The sequence below is a fragment of the Ancrocorticia populi genome, assembly GCF_003123745.1.
GTDB lineage: Bacteria > Actinomycetota > Actinomycetes > Actinomycetales > Actinomycetaceae > Ancrocorticia > Ancrocorticia populi.
The window spans coordinates 874,585-893,011 of the sequence record NZ_QETB01000001.1; the positions used below are offsets into that span (position 1 = coordinate 874,585).

General features: G+C 60.3%; 12 protein-coding genes. 10 read left to right on the plus strand and 2 right to left on the minus strand.

All coding sequences use genetic code 11. The features are described from left to right. The first annotated feature begins 61 nt into the window (after positions 1-61). Positions 62-3,469, plus strand: a complete 3,408-nt coding sequence (locus DD236_RS04110; protein WP_109093065.1) for a bifunctional proline dehydrogenase/L-glutamate gamma-semialdehyde dehydrogenase — start codon at positions 62-64, stop codon at positions 3,467-3,469. Here DD236_RS04110 and DD236_RS04115 read toward each other — a convergent pair. Further along, positions 3,466-4,506: an FAD-dependent oxidoreductase gene (locus tag DD236_RS04115; RefSeq protein ID WP_109093066.1), complete on the minus strand. Its 1,041-nt coding sequence runs from the start codon at positions 4,504-4,506 to the stop codon at positions 3,466-3,468. The two genes, DD236_RS04110 and DD236_RS04115, sit on opposite strands and share 4 nt — an antisense overlap. 23 nt (positions 4,507-4,529) lie before the next feature. On the opposite strand from DD236_RS04115, the gene DD236_RS04120 reads away from it, so the two are divergent. The 4 genes from DD236_RS04120 (at position 4,530) to DD236_RS04135 (ending at position 8,844) form a co-directional block, all read left to right on the plus strand. Continuing rightward, positions 4,530-4,796, plus strand: a complete 267-nt coding sequence (locus DD236_RS04120) for a DUF3017 domain-containing protein (protein ID WP_109093067.1) — start codon at positions 4,530-4,532, stop codon at positions 4,794-4,796. Between the two features lie 44 nt (positions 4,797-4,840). Then, entirely contained in the window at positions 4,841-6,151 is a 1,311-nt protein-coding gene (locus DD236_RS04125; protein WP_109093068.1) for a hemolysin family protein, read from the plus strand. A gap of 90 nt (positions 6,152-6,241) precedes the next feature. Next, positions 6,242-7,459: an NADP-dependent isocitrate dehydrogenase gene (locus tag DD236_RS04130; RefSeq protein WP_109093069.1), complete on the plus strand. Its 1,218-nt coding sequence runs from the start codon at positions 6,242-6,244 to the stop codon at positions 7,457-7,459. A gap of 98 nt (positions 7,460-7,557) precedes the next feature. Beyond that, a complete protein-coding gene (locus tag DD236_RS04135) occupies positions 7,558-8,844 on the plus strand; it encodes a dicarboxylate/amino acid:cation symporter (RefSeq protein WP_109093070.1) in 1,287 nt (428 codons plus the stop codon). A gap of 37 nt (positions 8,845-8,881) precedes the next feature. Here the strand turns inward: DD236_RS04135 and DD236_RS04140 are convergent, their stop codons facing one another. Then, complete coding sequence (locus tag DD236_RS04140; protein WP_109093071.1) at positions 8,882-11,164, minus strand: 6-phosphofructokinase; 2,283 nt, start codon at positions 11,162-11,164, stop codon at positions 8,882-8,884. A gap of 84 nt (positions 11,165-11,248) precedes the next feature. Between DD236_RS04140 and pgi the strand changes: the two genes are divergently transcribed. The 5 genes from pgi (at position 11,249) to DD236_RS04165 (ending at position 18,423) form a co-directional block, all read left to right on the plus strand. Continuing rightward, entirely contained in the window at positions 11,249-12,892 is a 1,644-nt protein-coding gene (gene pgi / locus DD236_RS04145) for a glucose-6-phosphate isomerase (protein WP_109093072.1), read from the plus strand. Positions 12,893-12,991: 99 nt separating this feature from the next. Beyond that, positions 12,992-13,984 carry a malate dehydrogenase gene (locus tag DD236_RS04150; RefSeq protein ID WP_109093073.1) on the plus strand — a complete coding sequence of 331 codons (993 nt, stop codon included), beginning with the start codon at positions 12,992-12,994 and terminating at the stop codon, positions 13,982-13,984. Between the two features lie 298 nt (positions 13,985-14,282). Further along, entirely contained in the window at positions 14,283-15,035 is a 753-nt protein-coding gene (locus DD236_RS04155) for a biotin--[acetyl-CoA-carboxylase] ligase (RefSeq protein ID WP_109093074.1), read from the plus strand. 11 nt (positions 15,036-15,046) lie between these two features. Further along, entirely contained in the window at positions 15,047-16,819 is a 1,773-nt protein-coding gene (locus tag DD236_RS04160; protein WP_109093075.1) for an acetyl/propionyl/methylcrotonyl-CoA carboxylase subunit alpha, read from the plus strand. Continuing rightward, complete coding sequence (locus DD236_RS04165) at positions 16,819-18,423, plus strand: acyl-CoA carboxylase subunit beta (RefSeq protein ID WP_109093076.1); 1,605 nt, start codon at positions 16,819-16,821, stop codon at positions 18,421-18,423. The genes DD236_RS04160 and DD236_RS04165 overlap by 1 nt, the downstream gene beginning before the upstream one ends. The last annotated feature ends 4 nt before the right edge of the window (positions 18,424-18,427 follow it).

The following is an 18,427-nucleotide window of genomic DNA, read 5'->3' on the forward strand; positions in this document are numbered from 1 at the left end:
GGCATTGTTGGTGGTGGTTCTCCGCTAGGGTAGGTGTAGCGAAAACAGAGAGGATCACCCAATGACGTCACCCTTGATCGACCGCTCCATTGAGCAGGCAAATGCTTGGATCGAAGCCTCACAGGCGTATCCCAATTCCCGTGCCGCAATCCTTCTTGCCGATGTGTTGCATCACGAGGATGGCTTGGACTACACGGTCTCCTTTGTGGATGGGGTGATCCGGCCTGAGGATCCGGGGGTGGCTTCTCACAACCTGAAGAAACTGGCCACGCGCGACGTCTCGTTCCTTCCCGGGTGGCTTGCTGCGCCCGCGAAGCTTGGCGGATCAATCGCGCCGGGCGCGCCCAAGCTTGCCGCTAACGCTGCCCAGAAAGTGTTCTCCGCGCTTGTGGGGGACCTCGTGGTGGACGCGACCCCGGAGAAGTTGGGGAGCGCGATCAGTAATCTGCGAGAGGACGGCTCGCGGCTCAACATCAATCTGTTGGGTGAGGCCGTAATGGGGGATCGCGAGGCAGATCGCCGCATGGCGGCCACTCGTGAGCTCATCGAGCGCGACGATGTCGATTACGTTTCGCTCAAGGTCTCTGCGGTGATCGGGCCGCACGCCGCGTACGGCCATCGGGAAGCCGTGGCGAATGCGGTGGAAAAGCTTGTGCCGGTGTTCCGGCTGGGGGCGGAGACTGGGACCTTCATCAACCTGGATATGGAGGAGTATAAGGATCTCGATCTCACCATCGATGTGTTCACCGCGATCTTGGATCGAGATGAATTCCTTACCTACCGCGCTGGTATCGTGCTCCAGGCATATCTGCCGGACGCGCGGGGCCGCCTCGCGGACCTGACAGAGTGGGCGCAGGAACGCAGGGAGCGCGGCGGAGCGCCCATTAAGGTGCGTCTGGTTAAGGGAGCTAACCTTGCCATGGAGCTCGTGGACGCCGCGATCCACGGGTGGGAGCTGACCGTTGAGCCGTCTAAGGTGGCAACAGACGCGAACTATATGGCAGTGCTGTCCGATGCACTTACTCCCGAACGGCTGGATTCGGTGAACATTGGCGTTGCCGGAATGAACCTGTATTCGCTGGCCTACGCGCTTACCCTCATGGAGGATCGCGGCATCGGGTTGGACGGGCGCGTGGACGTGGAGATGCTGGCCGGGATGGCTACGCCGCAATCTCGCGCCGTACGCGATTCGATTGGCCCGCTTCTGTACTACGTCCCCGTGGTGCGGCCCACCGAATACGATGTGGCTGTTGCCTATCTTGTACGCCGCCTCGAAGAGAATTCGGCTCCGGCGAACTTCATGTCCAACGTTTTCGATCTGGACAAGAGCGAGGTGCGGCGCCACGAGGCCGAATGCTTCAAGGCCGCCGCCGAGCTTATGGAATCGGGCGAACTACACTTCGGTCCGAATCGTCTTCAGGACCGCCACACTCCGGCCACGATCGCCGAGGGTTTCGCCAATGCCCCAGATACCGATCCCGCCCTCATGGCCAACATCGCGTGGGCTGAGGAGATCGCTGGGCGGATGAAGGAAAGCACGCTCGGCACGAACGTAGTGGACGTGATCTCCACACCCGAAGAGATCGAGGACGTGCTAGATCGCGTGAAGAAGGCCCAGGTCAAGTGGGCCAAGAAGTCCGGTAAGGAACGCGCCGCCGTTCTGCGCGCCATTGGTCAGGGCTTTGAGAACCACCGGGGCGAACTCATCGAGGTGGCCGGCTCGGAGGCAGGCAAGCTGTTCGATCAAGGAGACGTCGAGGTTTCTGAGGCAACCGATTTCGCGCTTTACTACGCGAGCTTGGCCGAGGAGCTCGACGATCTTGACGGGGCAACGTACAAGCCCGTCCAAACAACGCTCGTGACTCCGCCATGGAACTTCCCGATGGCAATTCCAGCGGGTGGTGCGCTGGCGGCGCTCGCGGCTGGCTCCGGTGTTCTATTCAAGCCCGCCTACCTGACCCGGCGCACTGGTGCGCTTTTGGCCAAGATCATGTGGGAAGCAGGAGTGCCTAAGGATCTTCTCGCGCTGATCGATCTTGATCGCGTTCACTCCAGCTCGCTTGGTGAGCAGCTAGTCCGTGAGGCTGATCAGGTGATCCTCACGGGAAGCATTGAGACGGCCGAGCGTTTCCGCTCGTGGCGGCCCGATCTCCGGCTCTTCGCCGAGACCTCGGGTAAGAATGCCATCATCGTGACTCCTCAGGCAGACATGGATCTGGCTGTGCGTGACGTAGTGACCAGCGCTTTTGGGCACGCGGGGCAGAAGTGTTCGGCATCTTCACTGGTGATCCTTGTAGGATCGGCGGGATTCTCCAAGCGTTTCCAGCGTCAGCTCGTTGATGCCGTCCGCTCGATGAAACCGGGATACCCGTGGGATCTTTCTACCCAGATGGGGCCGTGTGTTGAGGAGCCGCGCGGGAAGCTGCTGTCCGGCCTCACCCAGCTTGGGGCAGGGGAACGCTGGATCATCAAGCCGGAGCGTTTGGGCGATCGGCTCTGGAGCCCCGGTGTTCGCACCGGTGTGAAGCCCGGCAGCGAGTATCACCTCACCGAGTACTTCGGGCCGATCCTCGGCATCATGCGGGCAGACACTCTGGAAGAGGCCGTTGAATGGCAGAACGCCGTTGAATTCGGCCTAACCGCTGGAATTCACTCGCTCGACACTGATGAAATCGGATACTGGCTGGAGAACGTTCACGCCGGAAACGTCTACATCAATCGCACGATCACCGGCGCGATCGTTCGCCGCCAGCCGTTCGGCGGCTGGAAGCGTTCCAGCGTGGGTGCGGGAACCAAGGCGGGCGGCCCGAACTACCTCATCGGTCTGGGGCACGTTGAGCCGGACTTCAGTGGTGAACTGCCCAAGCAGGTCCATATCGCCAGCGATGTGCTCTGCAAGTCCCGCTCCGTTGCCTCGACGATGTCCTTCATCGATCAGGACCGCTACGTCCGGGTGATTCGCGGGATGGATGCGGCGCGCGAGGCTGAATTCTCTCAGGTGCACGATCCCTCCCAGCTGGGCGTGGAGAAGAACTGCTTCCGCTATCTGCCCGCCACGGGCGTCATCATTCGCTTGAGCGAAAATGGGAACCTTGGCGATCTGTTGGCCGTTGCCGCCGGGGCGCTCTCGGTTGGATGCCAGCCCCAGATCTCCAGCGCTGTGTCCCTTTCGCGCCAAGTTGCGGAGTTCTTGGGAAGCGTTCCCGTGACGATCGAATCGGATGCGGCCTTTGAGCAGTACATGAGCGGGCATCGCACCACAGCCGATGGCCTGCGAGTTCGCCTGCTTGGCGGCGACGCCGCGAGCTTGGCGAACGCCGTCCAGGGAAGCGTGGACGTGGCCATCTACAGTGAGCCGCTCACGGCCTCCGGCCGCGTGGAACTCCTTCCATTCGTGTTCGAGCAGGCGGTTTCGGCTACCAACCACCGGTTTGGAAACCCCACCAAGCTCCTTGAAGGAGTGCTCTAGGCGTTCAGCGCCTTACGGAGTGCCTTTCTGGCGCGTGACGTTTCGCGAGGAGCGTCGATGCCCAGGAAGGCACCCGTATCCCAACGGATGCTCAGGCCTTCGCGCACGCCCGGATCACCGGCCGGGACCTCGCCGATCAGCGTGATCTCATGGCCGAACTGGGTGGAAAACACCTCGGAGGGCTCCACCCTCGGGGCGTCCAAGCCAAGGATCGCCGCGGTAACCCACTTGGCATCACTGAGCGCCTGAGTCCAGTGCCCGCCCGGGCGCCCGTCCAACTCCCCGCAGTCTCCGGCCGCGTATAGGCCCTCGATGACCTCGCCGGACACGTTCAAGGCCCGCCCGAACTGGTCCGCCACGATGGCGCCCCTGCGCGAACGGGTGCCCCACTCCAAGAAATCCACATCGGGAAGCGCGCCGGTAGCCTGGACCACTGCATCCGCGGGCCCGCCCGGATACGGCTCGCCCAAATGAACGCGAACGCCGGCCTCTTCGCACCACTGGTTCCAGATATCGTCTACAGTCCCGTGGAACGTCCGGTTTAAGAAGTGCTCGCTTGCCTCCCACACGTCAACGCTGGCACCAATGGAACTGGCCGCGGAAGCCACCTCCATCCCGATCCAGCCAGCGCCAACAACGTGCACCGTGCTTCCGGGAGTGATGGACGTACGGAGGGCTTCGGCATCGTCGGCAAAATATAACGTCAGTGCCCCGGGAATGGAGCGAACGGGACGCGCCCCAGTAGCCACGATCACGGCATCGACCGGCACATCGTCCACAAACCACGAACCGTCCCGGCGAACCTGCCCGGCGGTCCCACGCAGATCGACCCCAAGTTCGTCGAGATCGCCGAGGCCGTCATCGGCGAGAGGATGGAGGTAGTCTCCGAAAAGTTCCTTGGAGAGCGGAGGACGATCGTAGGGGATGCCGGATTCGGCGCTCCACCCAATGATTTGGCCGGTAAATCCGCCGGCTCGCAGTTCGGCCGCGCAGCGCAGCCCGGCCAGTCCGATCCCAATGATTCCGATGGTTTGCACTCCTACATGCTAGCTTGGTGGTTATGGAACGAGTACCCCGCGACGGAATCTATGTTGGCCTAGCAGTCTGGGTCCTCTTCATCACCGGCCTGACGTTCGCGATGTCCGCGGTGGTTTCGATGCGTGTGTTGGCCGGCTCCCTCGTGGTGTTCGGTTTGCTACGGGCGTTCCTGCCCTCGGGTGAGGTACCAGTGATTCGCTCGAAGGCGTTCGATGTTTCCACCTACCTGATTCTCGCACTAGCGTTGGCCTACTTTTCCAATTGGGCGGACGTTGCGCTGCGGGTGTGAGCTGGGCTAAATCGCCCTAGGTTCTGCTCTAGTACAATATCGGCGTGGACCCGATCAACATCCTCTTTGTCCTCCTCTTTACGCTAATCGGCGGGATATTCGCCGCATCCGAAATGGCGTTTGTTTCCCTGCGTGAATCCCAGATCGATGAGATGGCCAAGAAGAGCAGGGCAGGGGAGGCAGTGGGGCGGCTCACCGCGGATTCCAATCGCTTCCTTTCCGCGGTGCAGATTGGCGTGACCGTTGCTGGATTCTTCTCCGCGTCCTTCGGAGCCGCCCAGATCGCGCCGGGCGTGGCGCCGGTGTTTGAGGAGCTGGGGATGGCGGCATCGGCGGCCTCCACCACGGCCTTTGTGTTGGTAACCGTTGTGATCGCCTACATCTCCATCGTTTTCGGAGAGCTCGTGCCCAAACGCATCGCGATGCAGTCCGCCGAACGCCTTGCCCTCCTTGTTGTGTATCCACTTGCCGCCATCACGTTCCTGTTGAGACCTGTTATTTGGTTCCTCGGTGTGTCCGTGAATGTAGTTTTGCGGATTCTTGGGCGAGACCCCGCGGAGAAGCACGAGGTAATGGGGGCGGCAGAATTGCGCGCCTTCGTGGCCGGGCAAGAATCGATCGCGGCTCAAGAGCGGACCATGCTGGTGGATATTCTTTCCGCGCAAGACCGGTCCGTTCAGGAGATCATGACCCCGCGCACGGAGGTCGAATTCTTCTCCGCCGATACTCCCATTGAGGAGGCCCAGCGCGAGATTGCGAAGTTGGAACACTCCCGGTATCCGGTTCGGCAGGGTATTTCGGACGACGACGTTATTGGCTTCATCCACATCCGCGACCTTCTGGTGCCTGCCGCAGATGTGAAGCGGGTGGGCGATCTGGTGCGTCCCATCATCTTCTTTCCCACCGGTAAACCGGTGCTGGAAGCCCTCACTGAGCTTCGGAGTGCCCACGAGCATCTGGCCGTGATTGTTGACGAATACGGCGGAACCGACGGCATTATCACGCTCGAGGATGCCGTGGAGGAATTCGTTGGAGAAATCCGTGACGAATACGATCAGGAAGCCCCCAAGTTCATTAGGCGAGGGGACCACCGCGATGTGGACGGGCTAGCTGGGCGCGCCGAAGTGGTCAAGATCCTCGGGGTGGAGCTGCCGGACGGGCCCTTCGACACACTGGCTGGGTTCGTTGTTGACCTTCTTGGGAGGATGCCCGAGTTGGGCGACAGCGTGGAATGGGGCGGATTCCGGTTCACAGTGCGGTCCCTAAATGGGCGCCGGATCGAGTGGCTTGGCGTTGAGGATGTCCCGGAGGAAGGTGATGACGTCGCGGTCGAAAAAACTGATCCGGGGAACTAAATTCGCGGAAGTGCGCGCAAAATATCTTCACGTCGAGTAATCTTTCCTCTGTAGCTTGAGTCAACGTACGTAAGTAGCAAGGAGATCGCGATGGCGAAAATCAAGGTGAACGGCCCCGTTGTGGAGATCGACGGCGATGAGATGACCCGTATCATCTGGCAGGACATTCGGGAGAGGCTCATCCTTCCCTATCTGGACGTGGACCTGCGCTACTACGATCTATCCATTCAGAACCGTGATGCGACCGATGATCAGGTAACGATCGACGCTGCGAACGCGATCAACGAACACAACGTGGGTGTGAAGTGTGCAACGATTACGCCGGACGAGGCTCGGGTGCAAGAGTTCGGGCTGAAGAAGATGTGGCGTTCGCCGAACGGGACCATCCGCAACATTCTGGGTGGTGTGGTGTTCCGCGAGCCCATCATCATGAACAACATTCCGCGCTTGGTGCCGGGCTGGACCAAGCCGATCGTCATCGGGCGTCACGCGCACGGCGATCAGTACAAGGCCACTGACTTCAAGGCGCCCGGCGCGGGTACCGTCACCATCACGTACACGCCGGAGGACGGCTCCGAGCCGATCGAAATGGAAGTGTGTCAGATTCCCGAGGCCGGCGGCGTTGTTATGGGTATGTACAACTTCAACGAGTCCATTCGTGACTTCGCGCGGGCTTCCTTTAACTACGGGCTGATGCGCCACTACCCGGTGTACCTTTCCACTAAGAACACGATTCTTAAGGCATACGACGGTGCGTTCAAGGATCTGTTCCAAGAGGTATTTGATAACGAGTACAAGGAGAGGTTCGAGGAGGCCGGACTTACCTACGAGCACCGGCTCATTGACGATATGGTTGCGGCTTCCCTGAAGTGGGAGGGCGGATACGTGTGGGCCTGCAAGAACTATGACGGTGACGTTCAGTCCGATACGGTGGCTCAGGGATACGGTTCGCTCGGGCTCATGAAGTCCGTACTTATGTCACCCGACGGCAAGACCGTTGAGGCCGAGGCCGCGCACGGGACCGTGACACGCCACTACCGCCAGCACCAGCTTGGGAACCCGACCTCCACGAACCCGATCGCATCGATCTTTGCGTGGACTGGCGGCCTGCGCCACCGCGGCACTCTGGATAACACCCCGGAGGTTGTTGGCTTCGCAGATGCGCTTGAGGAAACCATCATCGATACCGTTCAGGGCGGCAAGATGACGAAGGATCTCGCACTGCTGGTTGGTCCCGATCAGGGATGGCAGACCACCGAAGAGTTCATGAACACGCTGGATGAATCCTTGAGTGCTCGGCTCAAGTAAGTCCGTTCGTCTCAAATAGTCCCAAAAGCCCACGAGGATCCCAGTTCGTCCCGTAGCCTTGCCGTGCAGAGTCTTTCACCACCTTTGAGAGGGCACAAATGTCGTGGCTTAAACGAGCTGGGATCCTACCGTGGGTACTCCTAGCGATTGTTCTTGGTATCCTGTGCGGACAGTTCTTCAACGATCCCATCGCGAAAATCTTCGTCACCTTTAATTCAGTTTTCTCGCAGCTACTCAACTTCTCAATCCCACTGATCATCGTGGGTCTGGTTATTCCCGCGATCGCTGATCTAGGGCGCGGCGCGGGCAAGTGGCTGGGCATCACGGCTGGGATTGCTTACACCTCGACGGTTATCGGCGCGTTCCTGACGTACTTTACGTGCAAGGCCCTCTATCCTCACATCCTCAACGCTGGCGCTTTTGACAACGTTGAAGAAGCATCGGACGGGTTGGAACCGTACTTCACCATAGAGATTCCGGCCGTTTTCGATGTGATGACGGCCTTAATTCTTTCCTTTGTTGTGGGGATCGGGATCGCCTTGGTTCCCAAGGGTGTCATGCGGAAGGGCTTCATCGAGTTCCGGGAAATTATCACCGGCTTGATCGAGAAGGTCATCATCCCGCTGCTGCCGCTGCACATCTTCGGAATCTTCCTGAATCTCACGATGACGGGCGAAGTAGTTGAGATCATCTCCGTTCTGCTCAAGGTTGTTGTCCTTGTGATCGCCCTAGAAGTTGTCATTCTGCTTCTGCAGTTCGGCGCTGCAGGAGCGGTTGCTGGCCGCAATCCTTTCAAGGCACTGTGGACAATGCTGCCCGCCTACATGACGGCACTGGGAACTTCATCCTCCGCGGCCACAATTCCGGTGACGCTGCGTCAAACCCTGAAGAATGGTGTATCGCATCCCGTTGCGAGTTTTGTTGTGCCGCTGTGTGCCACCATCCACCTTTCGGGTTCGGCCTCGAAGATCACCGCGTTCTCTTTGGCCATCATCACGGTGAACAGCCTGCCCGTGAGCACCGCGCAGCTCATCGGCTTCATGTTTATGCTGGGCATCATCATGATTGCGGCGCCGGGTGTTCCAGGCGGTGCCATTATGGCGGCCGTGGGCCTCCTCCAAAGCATGCTCGGCTTTGGGGACGCGGATGTGGCCCTGATGATTGCTACTTATATTGCTCTGGATTCCTTCGGCACCGCCACCAATGTGACCGGTGATGGCGCTATCGCTTTGGCCGTTGATCGCTTTGCGAAGAAGGAACTCGAGGAGAATCACCGGCAAGACGCCGAGGAGTTTGAACCGGAGTCATACCTCGAAGAGGTCAGGGCTGGAGGTTCGCCAGCTAAGGCTGGGAATGCTGAGGCCGAGTCCGGGAGCCAAAGCTAGGTCTGGCAGTGCGGGCAGTCGCGCCGAATGTGGCTAGCTAGCTTTCGAGAGTGAAGTCCGTGAGGTGCTTGGCGTAGCCGGGGTCTGCCACGGTGTAGAGGACCTCGGTGAGCTGGGCCCACCACGGATCGTAGGGAAGGCGAGTATCCATATCAATCTGCTCATCCATATGGGTGATGGGATAGATACGGGTCTCGCCTTCTTCCATACCCACATAGGAACTCTTCACCTTGCCCGTGCTGAATTGGCGGGCAAGCTCATCGATGGCCGCCGCTGTGAGCTGGAGAGCGAGGGTGCGATCGAATGGTGACGGATTCCCGCCCTGCTGCATGTGGCCAAGGATCGCGGGGCGGACGTCAAAGATGCCGTCCCCCTCGGCAGCGAACACTTTGGTCATGAGGTCAGTGGTGTAATACGGCGAGGCCTCTTCGTTACGCACCACAAGGTAGAGGTTGCGGCCCCCTTGGAAGCTGGAGACCATACGCTTGGCCTCCTCAGAGAGCTGCTCTAACGTGATACCGGTTTCGCTGAGGTACACCTGCTCAGCGCCACTGGAGATTCCGCCCATGAGTGCGAGATAGCCGCAGCGCCTGCCCATCGTCTCGGCCACGAAACAGCGGCGTGAGGCCGATGCAGATTGCTTGATCCGATCCAGAACTTCCGTGATGTTGTTCAGTGCCGTGTCCGCGCCTATCGAGAGCTCGGAGCCCGGCAGGTTATTGTCTATCGACGCAGGTACGCAGATAAACGGGATGTTGAACGCGGGGTAGCGGCCGCGTTCCTTGACGATGTTCCACGCTGCTTCGTACCCTGCAAATCCGCCAAGGATTAGGACGGCATCGATCTCATTGGTTTCTAGCACCTTGCTGAGGGTGTAGTACTGATCGATCGAAGGGGCAGTGCGGCGGGTGCCCAGTTCGGCGCCGCCAGATCCTGCCCAATCGTCAACGTCTGCCCATGTGAGAGTCCGGATGTTTCCTTCGATCAACCCGGGGAAGCCACCTTCCACGCCCAGCATTGTGAAACCCCGGTCCTCCCCAAGGCGAACCGCCGCGCGAGCTGCAGTGTTCATGCCCGGAGCGAGGCCGCCGGCGTGGAGTATGGCAACGCGGGGTGCACGGCCGAGCGCGGGGCTTGGCGTTTGCGGTAGGTGCACAGGGGAGGAAAGCGTTGCGAAGGAATTGATCATGGAGCTATAGCTGGCCCCGCGCGATGCCACGGCCCGTTCGTAATTCCCGTCCGCCAGATGGGAGGCGATGGCTCGCGTGTTTGCCACAGCCTCCATCATGGGGATGGCCGTGACGCGGTTGTGCTTAGTGGCGAGGATATGGGATTCGTGTGTCTCATCGGCGCGCAGCACGTCTAGGGCGGCCGAATAGCCGAGGAGTGTAGACATCCACCTGTCGTAAGCCGATGGTGTGCCGCCTCGTTGAACGTGCCCAAGGGCCGTCACCCGGACGTCTTCTCCCAGGGTATCGGCTAGAACATCGCGAATATCTGTGGCGTGGATCGCCTGGCCGTGGCGATCCTTGGCGCCTTCGGCCACCACGATAATGGAGTCACGCCGCCCGGCCGCCCGGCCCGCACGCACCTTCTGGCACAGTGCATCCTGCCATCCATCGTCAGGCGGCATCTCAGGGATAAAGACCTCATCGCAGCCACCGGCCATGGCGCTCATTAACGCGAGGTAGCCGCAGTTCCGCCCCATCACTTCCATGACGAACGTGCGTTGATGAGATGCGGCCGTGGAGGAGATGGCATCGATGGCTTCGAGGATCCGGTGGAGCGCGCTGTCGGCGCCCACCGTCATATCGGATCCCACCAGATCGTTATCGATCGATCCCACAACGCCAGCTAGGTGAGCAGTGTGGTGGGTGGCAGCCGTTTCGGAATCGATCTCCCCGGCTTCTAGCAGCTCATCTACCAGCGTGGGCCACTCGGCGCGAAGGGCGTCTGCCCCCGTGAGAGTGCCGTCCCCGCCGATGGCGATGATCCGATCGATCCCAAGCTGGACAAGATTCTTGACTGCCTGACGGCGCCCCGAGCGCTCGCGGAACTCCGCGCATCTGGCCGTGCCAATCGTAGTTCCACCCAGATTGAGGATTCCCGATACGTCGGACCAGTGCATCTCGCGGATGAGATCGCCGCCCTCAACGGCGCCTCGCCATCCCTCGTGAACTCCGTAGGGAACGGCCCCTTCGTGGATCGCAGTGCGAACAACAGCGCGCACCACGGCGTTCATTCCCTGAGCGTCACCGCCGGACGTTAGTACTGCAATCTTGGGGTGCTTGGAGCCATTGGTGAGGCCGGAGTTGTCCATGGGTTCATCTTAGCGGGCGCGGCGGTCACGATAGGTGGGAGAGTGTAAGATGGTGCACAGATTGTTCGCTGACATGGAGGAATCATGACAACTGATCCCACAAGCACCTCCGCTTGGAGCAAGCTGCAGGGTCTTACAGAGAATTTCGAGCCGGATTTTCGGAAGCGTTTTGCGGAGGATCCGCAGCGGGCCGATCGCTATACGCTATCCGCGGGGGATCTGTACGTGGACCTCTCGAAGAACTTCGTGGATGAGGACATCTTGGACTGGCTCGTCCAGCTTTCCGAAGAAGTGGGGCTGGCAGAGCGCCGCGCAGCGATGTTCGCGGGCGAGCACATCAACGTGACCGAGGATCGGGCGGTCCTGCACACGGCCCTGCGGCGTCCAGCCACTGACACGCTGGTTGTGGACGGCCAAGATGTCATCAAAGACGTCCACGAGGTTTTAGATCGCATCTACGCTTTTGCGAACAAGGTCCGCTCGGGTGAGTGGACCGGTGTCACTGGCAAGAAGATCGAAACTGTTGTGAACATTGGCATTGGCGGTTCGGACCTAGGGCCCGTCATGGCATATGAGGCGCTGAAGCCTTACGTGGATCTTGAGGCCCGATTCATCTCGAACATCGATCCCACGGATGTGGGGGAAACCCTCAAGGGAGTGGATCCCGAAACCGTCCTGTTTATCGTGGCGTCCAAGACTTTCACCACGCTGGAAACCCTGACGAATGCGAAAGCATGCCGCAGTTGGCTCCTGAACGGCCTCGAGGATCGCGGCATTTCTGCCGACGGCGCGGTGTCCAAGCACTTCATCGCCGTCTCCACAAACCTAGAGAAAGTGGCCGAATTCGGTATCGATCCGGACAACGCCTTCGGTTTCTGGAATTGGGTTGGTGGACGTTACTCGGTGGATTCCGCCGTAGGGACGGCCCTCGTCTTGGCAATCGGGCCGGAACGTTTCACGGAGTTCCTCGAAGGATTCCACGCGATGGATCAGCACTTCCTTGATGCTCCAGCGCGCGAGAACGTGCCGCTCCTCATGGGGCTGCTCAACGTTCTATACGTGAACTTCTTCGGGGCTGGCTCGCACGCAGTGCTGCCGTACTCTCAGTACCTCCACCGGTTCCCCGCCTACCTTCAGCAGCTCACCATGGAATCCAACGGCAAGTCTGTGCGCTGGGACGGTAGCCCCGTCACTACGAAGACGGGCGAAGTATTCTGGGGCGAACCAGGCACCAACGGCCAGCACGCCTTCTATCAGCTCATTCATCAGGGCACTCAGCTGATCCCCGCGGATTTCGTAGCATTCGCTAACCCGGAGTTTCCTCTGACTGATGGCGATACGGACCAGCACGAGCTCTTCCTCGGTAACTTTTTCGCGCAGACCAAGGCGCTAGCACTGGGCAAGACCGCGGAAGAGGTTCGGGCCGAAGGTACGCCTGAGGCCATCGTATCCGCGCGCGTATTCGCAGGTAACAAGCCCACCACATCGATCATGGCACCCGATCTGACTCCATCGGTGCTGGGTCAGCTCATCGCCCTCTATGAACACATTACTTTCGTTCAGGGCATTGTGTGGGGTATCGATTCGTTCGATCAGTGGGGCGTGGAACTCGGCAAGCAGATGGCTAATGATCTCGGGCCGGCGATCGCGGGCGATCCCGCCGCGTTGGCGGCTCAGGACCCCTCCACAAAGGGCCTTATTGCCTACTACAGGGCTAATAGGCGCTAGACAATTAGGCCCTATGGGCCTGCTCAGGTGCGCTCTGCACCACTAAGCTGTAACCCGTGGGCACAACGTTGCTCAACCTCGACTCGAAGGAGCTAACGCATGGCTAAGACGCCTGTAACCGTTACTGTCACTGGAGCCGCCGGCAACATCGGCTACGCTCTTCTGTTCCGCATCGCCTCTGGTGGCCTGCTCGGACAGGACGTTCCTGTTCGCCTCAACCTTCTGGAGATCCCTCAGGCAGTTAAGGCCGCTGAGGGCACCGCAATGGAACTCAACGATTCCGCATTCCCATTGCTCGAATCCGTGAACGTGTACGACGATGCGAACAAGGCGTTTGCCGGAACCTCGGTTGGCCTGCTCGTCGGAGCCCGTCCCCGCACCAAGGGCATGGAGCGCGCCGATCTGCTCGAAGCAAACGGTGGGATCTTCGGACCTCAGGGCAAGGCAATCAACGATAACGCTGCTGATGACGTCAAGGTTCTGGTTGTAGGCAACCCTGCCAACACCAACGCCGTGATCGCCATGCAGTCCGCACCCGATGTACCGAACGATCGCTTCAACGCCATGATGCGTCTTGATCACAACCGCGCCATCGCCCAGCTCGCTGCAAAGACTGGCTCTGCTGTCGCGGACATCAAGAAGATGCTCGTGTGGGGCAACCACTCCGCCGATCAGTACCCGGACGTCTCCTACGCGACGGTTGCGGGCAAGCCTGCCCCCGAGCTTGTGGACAGCGAGTGGCTCGATTCCTACTTCGTGCCCACCGTTGCCAAGCGCGGTGCTGCCATCATCGAAGCTCGTGGCGCCTCCTCGGCTGCCTCGGCCGCCTCGTCCGCTATCGATCACGTATACAACTGGGTCAACGGAACGACCGAAGGCGACTGGGTCACCGGTGGCGTCTACTCCGATGGCTCCCACTACGGTGTTCCCGAGGGCCTCATCTTCGGCCTTCCCGTCACCTCCAAGGGTGGTTCATGGGACGTTGTGGACGGCCTCGAGATCTCCGCGGCAACGCAGGCGGGTATTGATCACAACATCAAGGCTGCCCAGGAAGAGCTGGATGCGGTTCGCGCCCTCGGCCTGATTAAGTAGTTCTGTAGTTGAGAGAACCGGGTGTGCCACTTGGGTGGTGCGCCCGGTTCTTCTATTTTTGCCGACGACGACGTTCAACATTCACCTTGTCGTTCCGCTCGAGGGATATAACCAACATGCTGAGCTACAAGGTGAATGTTGAACAGCTGATGCAAAGCACACCCGGGGTGAGAGGGGAGCGGTCGAGGGAGAGAAGGGACGTTCGTCGCTGAGGGGAGCAACACACCTCCTGCAAGTTACTTTACGGTAGGGTAACCTACTGAGCAGTAAGGTACGCGAGAGTAACTTAGAGGTGGTTATGGACTGGTCTCTCACCAGCGCGCAGGCGGCGGTGTTCCTCCACACGGAGTCCACCGGCTCCACACAGGACGATCTGGCTGCACTGTGGCAGCAGACGCCAACCTTCACCGTACTCGTTGCAGATGATCAAACGGCGGGCCGGGGCCGCGTTGGCCGCCTCTGGCACTCGGAGCCTGACAACTCGCTCCTCGTCTCCGTGCTGGTGTCGCTTCCGGCAGCTCTGCGCGATCACCTGCATTGGCTCACGCTGATCGGTGGGGCCGCCGCCCGTGCCGCCATCGGCAGCGAGCGGGTGGGTTTGAAGTGGCCAAATGACGTCGTCGTCGATAATAAAAAACTCGGTGGAGTTATCGGCGAATACTGCGGCGAAGCGGACGCACTTCTCACCGCAGTACTCGGGCTGGGACTCAACCTTTCAATCACGGATTTTCCAACTCCGACCGCGGCGTCCCTTGCCTCGGCCGGGCTGCCCGTCCCAAGCCGGGACGAACTTGCCGCCGCGTGGATCGCGGGCCTACGGGAGCGAATCGCCGCATTCGAAGCGGCAAACGGCGATCCGGAAGCATCAGGCGTACTGGCCGAAATCAACAGACATTGTGACACGCTGCGCCCCGGAATCATGGTGGGACGTCCCGACAATTCTCCCGTGTACGGGACCGGGCGCGCAGTTCTTGCGGACGGATCTCTGGAGGTGGCCACGGATAGCGGCCTCGTCACGGTGACCGCCGGCGAAGTCTCACTCTTCAACTAAGGAAGGCACCTATGATCTCACGAATCCTCGTGGCGAACCGCTCCGAGATTGCGCTCCGCGTGATCCGCACGGCTCGCGATATGGGCATTGAATCCGTGGCTATCTACACGGATTCCGATATCAACGCACAGTTCGTGGCGCAGGCGGATGAAGCTTACGCACTCGGCAGTGACTACATGGATATCGATCGGATTGTTACCATCGCGAAAGAAGCGGGCGTGGACGCGGTTCATCCCGGATACGGCTTCCTCTCGGAGATCGAAGAGTTCGCGGCGGCAATCATCGATGCGGGGATCGCGTGGATTGGCCCGGATCCGACCGTGCTTGCACGGCTGGGAGACAAGATCCAGGCGCGGCGTTTGGCTGAATCCGTTGGGGTATCGCCGGTTCCAGGCATTTCTGATCCGGTTTCTGGCCGTGAGGTTGTTGAGGACTTCGTGGCTAGCCACGGCTTCCCGATCGTGACGAAGAAGGCCGACGGCGGAGGCGGACGCGGCATCACCGTCATCGATTCGGATGCAGATATCGCCCATTTCTTCGCCGCGCATGGCGGTGAGGCTGACAAGTTCTTCGTGGAGCGGTTTATTCGGACCGCGCGCCACGTTGAGACGCAGTGTGAGAGGGATTCTGCCGGGAACTTCGCCGTTGTGTCCACGCGCGATTGCTCCGTCCAGCGCAGGAACCAGAAGCTGATCGAAGAGGCGCCGGCGCCTCAGCTTCCGGGTGATTCGGATGCCACGATTCGCGATTGGTCCAAGCGGCTGTTTGACGCCGTAGGCTACGTTGGCCTTGGCACGTGTGAGTTCCTCGTGGAGCCCGATGGGCGTGTCAACTTCCTCGAGGTGAACCCACGTCTCCAGGTGGAGCACACTGTCTCCGAAGAGGTGACGGGGCTGGACCTAGTTCGGGAGCAGATCACGATTGCCGGGGGCGGTGTGCTTTCGCCGGTGCCAGCCGCGCGGGCCCACTCCTTCGAGTTTCGCATCACCTGCGAGGATCCCGCCAACGGCATGATTCCTTCAACCGGGACGATTTCGCGGCTGCGCTGGCCACTGGGCCATGGCGTTCGCATCGAGTCCGGCATTGTCCAGGGCGATGTGGTGACCAACGGATTCGATCCAATGCTGGCCAAGCTGATTGTGACGGCCCCAGATCGCGAGCAGGCGATTGCGCGCTCGCGGCGGGCCCTCGAAGAGATGTTGGTGGAAGGCTTGGCCACCCCGGCAGCCCTGTACTCAGACGTGATCTCCATGGATGATTTCGCCGGGGCTCCGATTTCTACGCGTTGGTTCGAAGATTCGGTGTTGCCGGAGAAAGTGTCCGAGGAAGGTGCTGCGGGCGCTGGAGGCACGGCCAATGGATCTCACGCCGCGATGCCAGCAACGCCGGAAGAGCGGATCTCCTTCGTGGCCGAACTCAACGGCCAACGGATGAACGTGACGATTCCACGGGATGTTCTGGTGCCAAACGGGCCACGAACAAATAGCCGCGGACACCAGCCCTTGCGTGGGGGAGTCCGCCGGGCGGCCACTGCGGCTGGTGGCGAGCAAGTGGATTCGAAGGGCATGGTGAACTCGCAGATTCAGGCCATTGTGGTCCGTGTGTGCGTGGAAAAGGGCACCGAGGTTCAGCAGGGCGATCTTCTTGTGGTTCTCGAATCAATGAAGATGGAGAGCTACGTGTACGCCCCGTATGACGGAACTGTCACGGAAATCGCGGTTGAGGGTGGCGAAAACGTTGCTGCCTTCCAGCCGCTCGTCCGAGTAGATCGGAAGGAAGACTGATGGTGAGCAAGCGTGGCATCCGGGGACTACCGGATGAATCCCAGACTATTGATAGGACGTCGCGGGTAGTCAATCGCGCGGATTTTGCGGCCTATCAGGAGGAGCTCTCAGAGACGGCCGAATCCAAGGCCCGCTCCCGCCAGCACCCGAAGTCCAAGCAGACGGCGCGCGAACGCATCGATATGTTCGTGGATAACTTCACGGAGATCGGCCAGTTCGTGGGCGGAAACATGGCACAGGGTTTCCTAGGTGCCGCCGTTGTCACGGGTATTGGTGAAGTGGATGGGCGTCCGGTTGCCGTGTACGCTCAGGACTTCTCCATCTCCGGTGGAACTCTTGGCCGCACCGAGGGCGATAAGATCATCGCTCTCATGGATAAGGCGCTGGAGTTGCGCATCCCGATAGTGGCAATGCTCGATTCGGGCGGCGCACGCATCCAAGAAGGTGTGCTAGCGCTTTCCCAGTACGGGCGCATCTTCCGCAAGACCGTTGAGGCCTCCGGAGTGATCCCGCAGATTTCTGTGATCCTTGGGCCGTGTGCGGGTGGGGCGGTCTATTGCCCGGCGCTCACGGACTTCATCGTCATGACGAAAGATCACGCGCATATGTTCGTGACGGGGCCGGACGTTGTGAAGGCTACAACGGGCGAGGAAGTATCCTTTGAGGACCTTGGCGGCGCCGCGATCCATAACTTCCAATCCGGCGTTGCTCACTATCAGGCAGAGGACGAAGATGACGCGCTGGACTATACCCGGGCGCTCCTAACCTATCTGCCTTCGAACTGTGATGGGCCCACCCGGCGCTGGGACTACGAGGAAGGCCCGGAAGACGCGGCCAGCGCGGCCGCTATCGCTTCGTTGATCCCGGAATCATCCAAGCAGCCATACGACATGGTGGAGGTTATTCGCCACCTTGTTGATTACGGGGAGTTCGTTCAGGTCCAGGAGCTTTTTGCTCCCTCGATCGTGGTGGGGTTCGCCTGCCTGAACGGGGAATCCGTGGGGATTGTGGCGAACCAGCCACTGAACGAGGCCGGCACACTGGATGTAGACGCCTCGGAGAAATCCGGGCGATTCGTCCAGTTCTGCGATGCCTTCAATCTCCCAGTCATCACGCTCGTGGACGTGCCCGGTTATCGGCCCGGCACTGAGCAGGAGCAGGCCGGCATCATTCGCCGTGGCGCTAAACTCATTTGGTCCTACGCCAACGCTACGGTTCCGCTCGTGACGGTGGTGCTGCGCAAAGCTTATGGCGGTGCGTACATCGTGATGGGCTCCAAGGCGCTCGGTGGCGATATGAACTTTGCTTGGCCAGGTGCCGAGATCGCCGTGCTGGGAGCCGATGGAGCGGTGGCGATCACCGGGCGCCGCGAGCTGAAGGCGGCAGAAGCTGAAGGCCGCGACGTTGCCGCGATCAAACAAGAACTTATTGAGGATTACACGCGAGAGAACGTGAATCCCTACCTCGCGGTGGCTTCCGGTGAACTGGACGCCATCATCACCCCCGAATCAACCCGAACACACATTGTTTCTGCACTGCGCATTCTGCGCACGAAAGATAGGTCCCATACCGGCACGCGCCGGCACGGCAACATGCCGATGTAGGGAG